5 protein-coding genes and 2 pseudogenes are annotated in these 5,618 nt (G+C 42.8%); 3 read left to right on the top strand and 4 right to left on the bottom strand.

All coding sequences use genetic code 11. The features are described from left to right. Positions 1–179: pseudogene (locus DP116_RS29995) on the top strand (hypothetical protein); the annotation flags it as partial. A 53-nt stretch (positions 180–232) separates the two neighbouring features. Here the strand turns inward: DP116_RS29995 and ppk1 are convergent. The 3 genes and pseudogenes from ppk1 to DP116_RS29510 form a co-directional block, all read right to left on the bottom strand. Continuing rightward, positions 233–2,395, bottom strand: coding sequence for a polyphosphate kinase 1 (gene ppk1, locus DP116_RS19515; RefSeq protein ID WP_169156752.1), 2,163 nt, complete (start codon positions 2,393–2,395; stop codon positions 233–235). 200 nt (positions 2,396–2,595) lie between these two features. After that, complete coding sequence (locus tag DP116_RS29515; RefSeq protein WP_339381492.1) at positions 2,596–2,919, bottom strand: effector-associated domain EAD1-containing protein; 324 nt, start codon at positions 2,917–2,919, stop codon at positions 2,596–2,598. 12 nt (positions 2,920–2,931) lie between these two features. Next, a pseudogene (locus tag DP116_RS29510) lies at positions 2,932–3,279 on the bottom strand (toll/interleukin-1 receptor domain-containing protein); the annotation flags it as partial. 271 nt (positions 3,280–3,550) lie between these two features. On the opposite strand from DP116_RS29510, the gene DP116_RS19505 reads away from it, so the two are divergent. Both DP116_RS19505 and DP116_RS19500 read left to right on the top strand, forming a co-directional pair. After that, a complete protein-coding gene (locus DP116_RS19505; protein ID WP_169156750.1) occupies positions 3,551–3,772 on the top strand; it encodes a hypothetical protein in 222 nt (73 codons plus the stop codon). Beyond that, positions 3,769–4,053, top strand: coding sequence for a type II toxin-antitoxin system RelE/ParE family toxin (locus DP116_RS19500; RefSeq protein ID WP_169156749.1), 285 nt, complete (start codon positions 3,769–3,771; stop codon positions 4,051–4,053). Before DP116_RS19505 ends, DP116_RS19500 begins: the two co-directional genes overlap by 4 nt. Positions 4,054–4,396: 343 nt before the next feature. Here DP116_RS19500 and DP116_RS19495 read toward each other — a convergent pair whose 3' ends face one another. Then, positions 4,397–5,518 (bottom strand): GUN4 domain-containing protein, encoded by a 1,122-nt coding sequence (locus DP116_RS19495; protein WP_246275706.1) that lies wholly within the window; start codon positions 5,516–5,518, stop codon positions 4,397–4,399. Positions 5,519–5,618: the final 100 nt, after the last annotated feature.

Below are 5,618 nucleotides of genomic sequence, written 5' to 3'. Positions count from 1 at the left end.
TTCGAGGAATTTCTGTTAGCGCAAATTCACGGGTGGAGCGCTTGGCGCGCCGATATGGGTTTATAGCAGTTGGGACGCGCCAAGGTTCAGCTTGGATGCAGACGCGGGGATGGAGTCAAACCGAATGGCAACTTACGCGGAAAATGTGGGAGGGTAGCCGACGGACTCTAGAACACTAACTTTGCTTGGGAGAACTCTGCAGGGAGTGCAGAGTCAGCCACAAGATACTTAATTAATTCGCATTTGAGTTTAAAGCCATTGACATGAGAATTTTTTGTGAACTAGCTTCTGGAACTTCTTCACCAGGGCGTCTTTGAATATAACTACCATCTGGCTGTAACTCCCAAGCTTGGCGGTTATCTGCCAACATAATTCCTAAGATTTCTTGCAAATCTTTAGCAATATCTGCATCTAAGATTGGGGTTATAACTTCTACCCGACGGTCTAAATTACGTCGCATCCAGTCGGCGCTACCAATGTAAATTTCCTCCTGTCCATTGTTATGAAAATAAAAAATGCGGGAGTGTTCCAAAAAGCGACCAACGATACTAATCACGCGAATATTTTCACTAATATCTTTTAGTCCAGGGCGTAAACAGCAAATTCCGCGCACAATCAAGTCAATTTGCACGCCAGCGCGGGAAGCTTCGTATAAATGGCAGATAATTTCCGGGTCTACCAATGAATTCATTTTGGCAACAATCCGCCCAGTCAAACCATTATGAACATTTTCAATTTCTCGCTGAATCAGAGAAAGGAAGCGATCACGCATCGTCACAGGTGCAACCAAAAGTTTTCGGTATGATTTTTGTCGCGAGTATCCTGTCAAGAAATTGAAAACATCTGTAACATCCGCTCCCAACTCTTCATTGCAACTGAACAATCCCAAATCTGTGTACAATCGCGCTGTTTTATGGTTATAATTACCAGTCCCAATATGTACATAGCGGGAAATGCGGTCTTGTTCGCGCCGTACAACCATAACAATTTTACAGTGAGTCTTTAAACCCACTAGACCATAAACTACGTGAACTCCAACGCTTTCCAACCGCTTCGCCCAGTAAATATTATTTTCTTCATCAAACCGCGCCTTGAGTTCCACCAGTACAGAAACCTGCTTACCATTTTCAGCAGCCGCAATTAAGGCATTGACTATCGGTGACTCAAAAGAAGTCCGATAAAGAGTCATCTTAATTGCTAGCACATTCCGATCATGGGCAGCATGGGCAATAAAGTTCACCACAGAACTTGAAAAGGATTGATAGGGATGGTGTACAAATAAATCCTTTTCCCGAATGACTGTAAAAAAATCTTTTCCTTCTTCTATCTCTCGTGCATCTGGGTTTAGATTTGGCTCTTTAATCCTTTGTAAACGAGGATGTACAACAGCTTGCCAAGGTTGATCTTTAAGTTCTGGGACGGGTAAAGACATGAAGTACATCATATCCTTCAGTCCGAGAATACCGTCTACTTCGTAAACATCATTTTCTTCTAATTCTAAATCCTCCAACAGTCGTTTTCTGATGGATTCAGGAGTTTGAGAATGTATTTCTAACCGCAAAGCATCTCCACCAACGCGCCGTTTTCGCAGTTCCTGTTCAATAGCTAACAGCAAGTCGTCGGCGTCGTCTTCTTTTAATGCCAGGTCACCATCACGGGTTATACGGAAGGTATGGTATTCTTGTATATTCATTCCCGGAAAGAGGGACTCTAGGTTATGGGCGATCGCCTGTTCCAAAGGAACCCCGGTCCACACCGCTGGTTTGCCATTATCTTGAATTCCCAAATCTGGCGGTAAAGCTAGAAATCGTGGCAAAACTGTGGGAACTTTGACTCTGGCAAACAATTCTTCTTGTGTTTCTGGATTTTTGACAACAACAGCCAAATTCAAGCTGAGATTGGAAATGTAAGGAAAGGGGTGGCTGGGGTCAACAGCAAGAGGAGTCACGACGGGAAAGATTTGCTCTTCGTAGTATTTGTCTAAATAATTTCTCTGCTTTTGGGTTAAATCTATGTAATCTAAAATATTTATACCATGTTCGGCAAGTTGAGGTCGTAAGACTTTCTCAAATTGTTCATGCTCTTTGGCGACTAACGGACGCAGCATAGAGCTAATTTCGTCTAGCTGTTGTTCTGGCGTGCGACAATCAGAAGCGAGCAAGCTAACCTTTGCTTCTACTTGTTGCTTAAGTGCAGCAACGCGCACCATAAAGAATTCATCCAGGTTAGAACTCCATATTGCCAAAAACTTAAGCCGTTCTAGAAGGGGTGTTCGTGAGTCGCAGGCTTCATGTAACACCCTTTTATTAAACTCTAGCCAACTTAACTCTCGGTTGAGATAGTATTGAGGATCGTTGAGATTGATTTGATGAGCGGCCTTCTTTGATTTTGGCATGATGACCACAGAAAGGGAGATGTAGCTTACAACTCGGATAGCATACTAAACATAGTAGAGGAAAAAAGCCATCACTTCCAATACGGTTCGGTTAAGATCAGAACGCCTGCGGCGACCCCTTAAAAAGGGGGTAAAAGAGGGTTAGAAGCCCCCTGTAGTCGAATTCTTCTATAAAACTGAATTGAAAAATTAGGTGATTGCTAGCCACCGCGTATTTGTTCGTCAAATCTCCGCAAATTTTGGTTACCAGGATTTTCTTTACGAGCAGCAGTTAATAGCTCTTCGAGTCGCCCTTCAGCTTTAGCCCATACTATCAGGTTGGATACGACTTCTGAGTGGTTTGCACCTCCTGCACGCGCATCTAAATTATCATCTAATTTGAAGCGAACCATCTGCTTGAGTTTTGCTGTGGTAGGAAATGCACTCAGGAGTGCTTTGTGGAATTGCTGCAAGCGATCGCCATTGAACCACAGTTCAGTTGGCTTTTGTTGAGGTGATGATTGAGTTGCCGTAATTCCCCACACCAAGTTATGTAATGCTTGAGGATCATCAGTACTTTTAGAAAATTCTACCCATGTATACTCTTTTAAAAAGACTAATGTTTCTGGAAGTTCAGTCACGCCAGGAAGGAGAACAGGAATCAAAGGGATATCTTTCTCAACACACTTTGTTGTTAATGAGCGCACTTCCATTCTCTGCCATTTTCCTAATCCTTTCAAACCAATAAAGATGGCGGCAGATTTAACGAGTGGAATTGCTTTTTGGATTTCGTCTTGAAATGATCTTCCTGGTGGAATTTGTTCTTCATCGAGCCATATCTTAATATCGTGTTTCTTAAGTTGATTCGCAATGGCTCTCACTTCGGGTTTGTCTGCACTGTTGTGTGCGAGGAAGACATCGAATTATTCGCTTTTAGGTTGTGACTGGGTGTCTGATATTTTTGGTATAGTAACTAATAATTCAAAACTTTACTTTTTTTTGCTACAATTTGCGTTGGGGAACGTTTCCACAAGAGTTACGGATGGCTATAAGGGCATAATATAACGTATTTACAAAGTTCTTGCCTTTGCCCTACAAAAAATCTGTATTACACCCAGTTGAGAACTGCTATAAAATAAAGAAACATAAAATCATGAAAACCTATAAACATTGCTGATGAGCAAGCCTGCATCCTTACAGACAGTCATTGAATATGTAGAGGCTCTTTCAACCGAAGAGCAAGATTTACTACTGGAACTAATTCATAAACGGCGAGTTGAAAAACGGCGTCAAGAAATCGCCAGCAATGCAGCACAAACACTGGAAGCAATTAAAACAGGTAGGGCAAAACGTGGTACTCTTGCTGACCTACGGGCTGATTTGCTGAGTGACGAATGAGAGTACTAATTTGGGATAATAGCTTCAAGCGTGCTTTTAAGCGAGTTGTTCGTAAAAATCCTCGTTTGGAAGAAACAATTTTCGAGGTTTTGGAATTACTTACGACCGATCCATTCGCACCTGCTTTAAAATCACATAAGTTGAAAGGTGATTTAGATGGTTTGTGGGCGTGTTGGGTTGAGTATGATTGCCGCATTATCTATACATTTGAGCCAAATCCTGATGCGGATGAAGAGATGATTGTTTTAATCGATATTGGCTCTCATGATGAGGTGTATTGATGCTTCGTTCTCCGCGAAACTTTTAAAGCTAGATTCTGCTATCACATCACCACCTATTGCAATAATCGTGAATTTAGGTCTCATTTTGGGACGACTGGGAAGCAACGAACCAAGAAATAGAAGAAGTAGCGTACAAGTTTATTTTCGCGAATTGTTATAATCCACAATTTGCCAGCATCGTACTACAAGCGCAACAAGAAGACTCTCTTTGGATGCAGTGCCAGGTAACGAAAACGTAGAAACCGCAATACTTCGTGGAAAATCACTTGTTTGCGAATCTTTACAATTCTGTGTAAGCCTTATATGTTACAGTTTACAAGTCGAGGCCAATCAAAAGAGGGCTTCAAGGCGTCAAATTAGGCGACTCAATGCCTAAATTTAAATTAGAAAAATAATATTTTACTTCAATCGAACATGTCGTTACGCGAGAGAAGAGAACCCGCATGCCCCCCCGCGAAATCTCAAACTCCCTTACCGCACCGACCCAATCACAGGGAGTGAAAGGGAGATGTCCCCAGGGGGCATTTGTGGAGAAGGTTAATTTCTCGTAGTCCTGCCATTGTTTTGTAAACATTCCTTTGCGCCAACCCACGCGATCGCCAAACTTCTCCCAGGTTTCATAATTAGCGTCTGGTTTGCCACCGACACTTTTCCAAATGCGCTTTTGCACACTAAAGCCGAAGCGCTCATTGCTGTATTTAACCCAAAGTTGGTCAATTGTGCGTAAGTCAGTGCAGGGAAAATTTTCGATAGATTCGACATCAAGATAGCGATCTTTTTCTCTACCAGATGCTTTGAGCATAACTGCTAGAGTTTCCTGATTCGCCTCTTTCCATTTTCCACCGGCTAGCAAATCTCGCAGCCGTGTGTAATCTACGCCTTTTTCTGAAGGAAGATCATTTTGCTCACTTTGCTTCTCTGGCGGTAGGGTAGAGATGTCAGGAAGCTCCTCAATTTCCTGACGCATTGCTATGAACCATTCCCGCTCCCCTCTCCCTAAGCTACCATTAGCTTCCGCTTCATCCAACCACTCTTGTGCTTTTGCAGGATCTAGAAAATTCAGTGCAGTCAGTTGTTGCGCCCGTTCTAATTCAACTCGATCTGCCCAAGGCGAATGATATTCAACATACTGCCAAAGCAGTGTAGCAACATCTCGAATTCGTTGTCTTGCATTTTCCCTTTTCATCAACTTCTGCAACAACTCATTGCGAATTTCTGGCTCAATTTCATACAGTTCTGCGTCAATTTCACGACACAGCCCAGAACTGAGAAACTCAAACTCGACTGTATAAGGAAGTTGCTCAGGTGGATCAACAAAGAAGTTTATTCGCAGAAAGTGCAGCAACTCAGGATTTAAGGCAACGGGCATAGCAGCGTGATACGCCAGTTGCAAGGCTGCATCGCCATCGTTACCACATCTACGCTTAAAGTCATTCAAACGCCGCTCTACAAGTTTGCTAGACATGGTGGCAGTTAGGTAAATGAAGAGTTTGTGGTGTCATTGCGAGCGAAGCGAAGCAATCATATCATGTCCGGTTAATTGCTTATAAATCCCGCACAACCCC

The organism is Brasilonema bromeliae SPC951 (assembly GCF_012912135.1).
In the GTDB taxonomy this organism is placed as follows: domain Bacteria; phylum Cyanobacteriota; class Cyanobacteriia; order Cyanobacteriales; family Nostocaceae; genus Brasilonema; species Brasilonema bromeliae.
The sequence above is the reverse complement of the archived record's forward strand: the minus strand, read 5'-3'. Positions and strand labels throughout refer to the sequence as shown.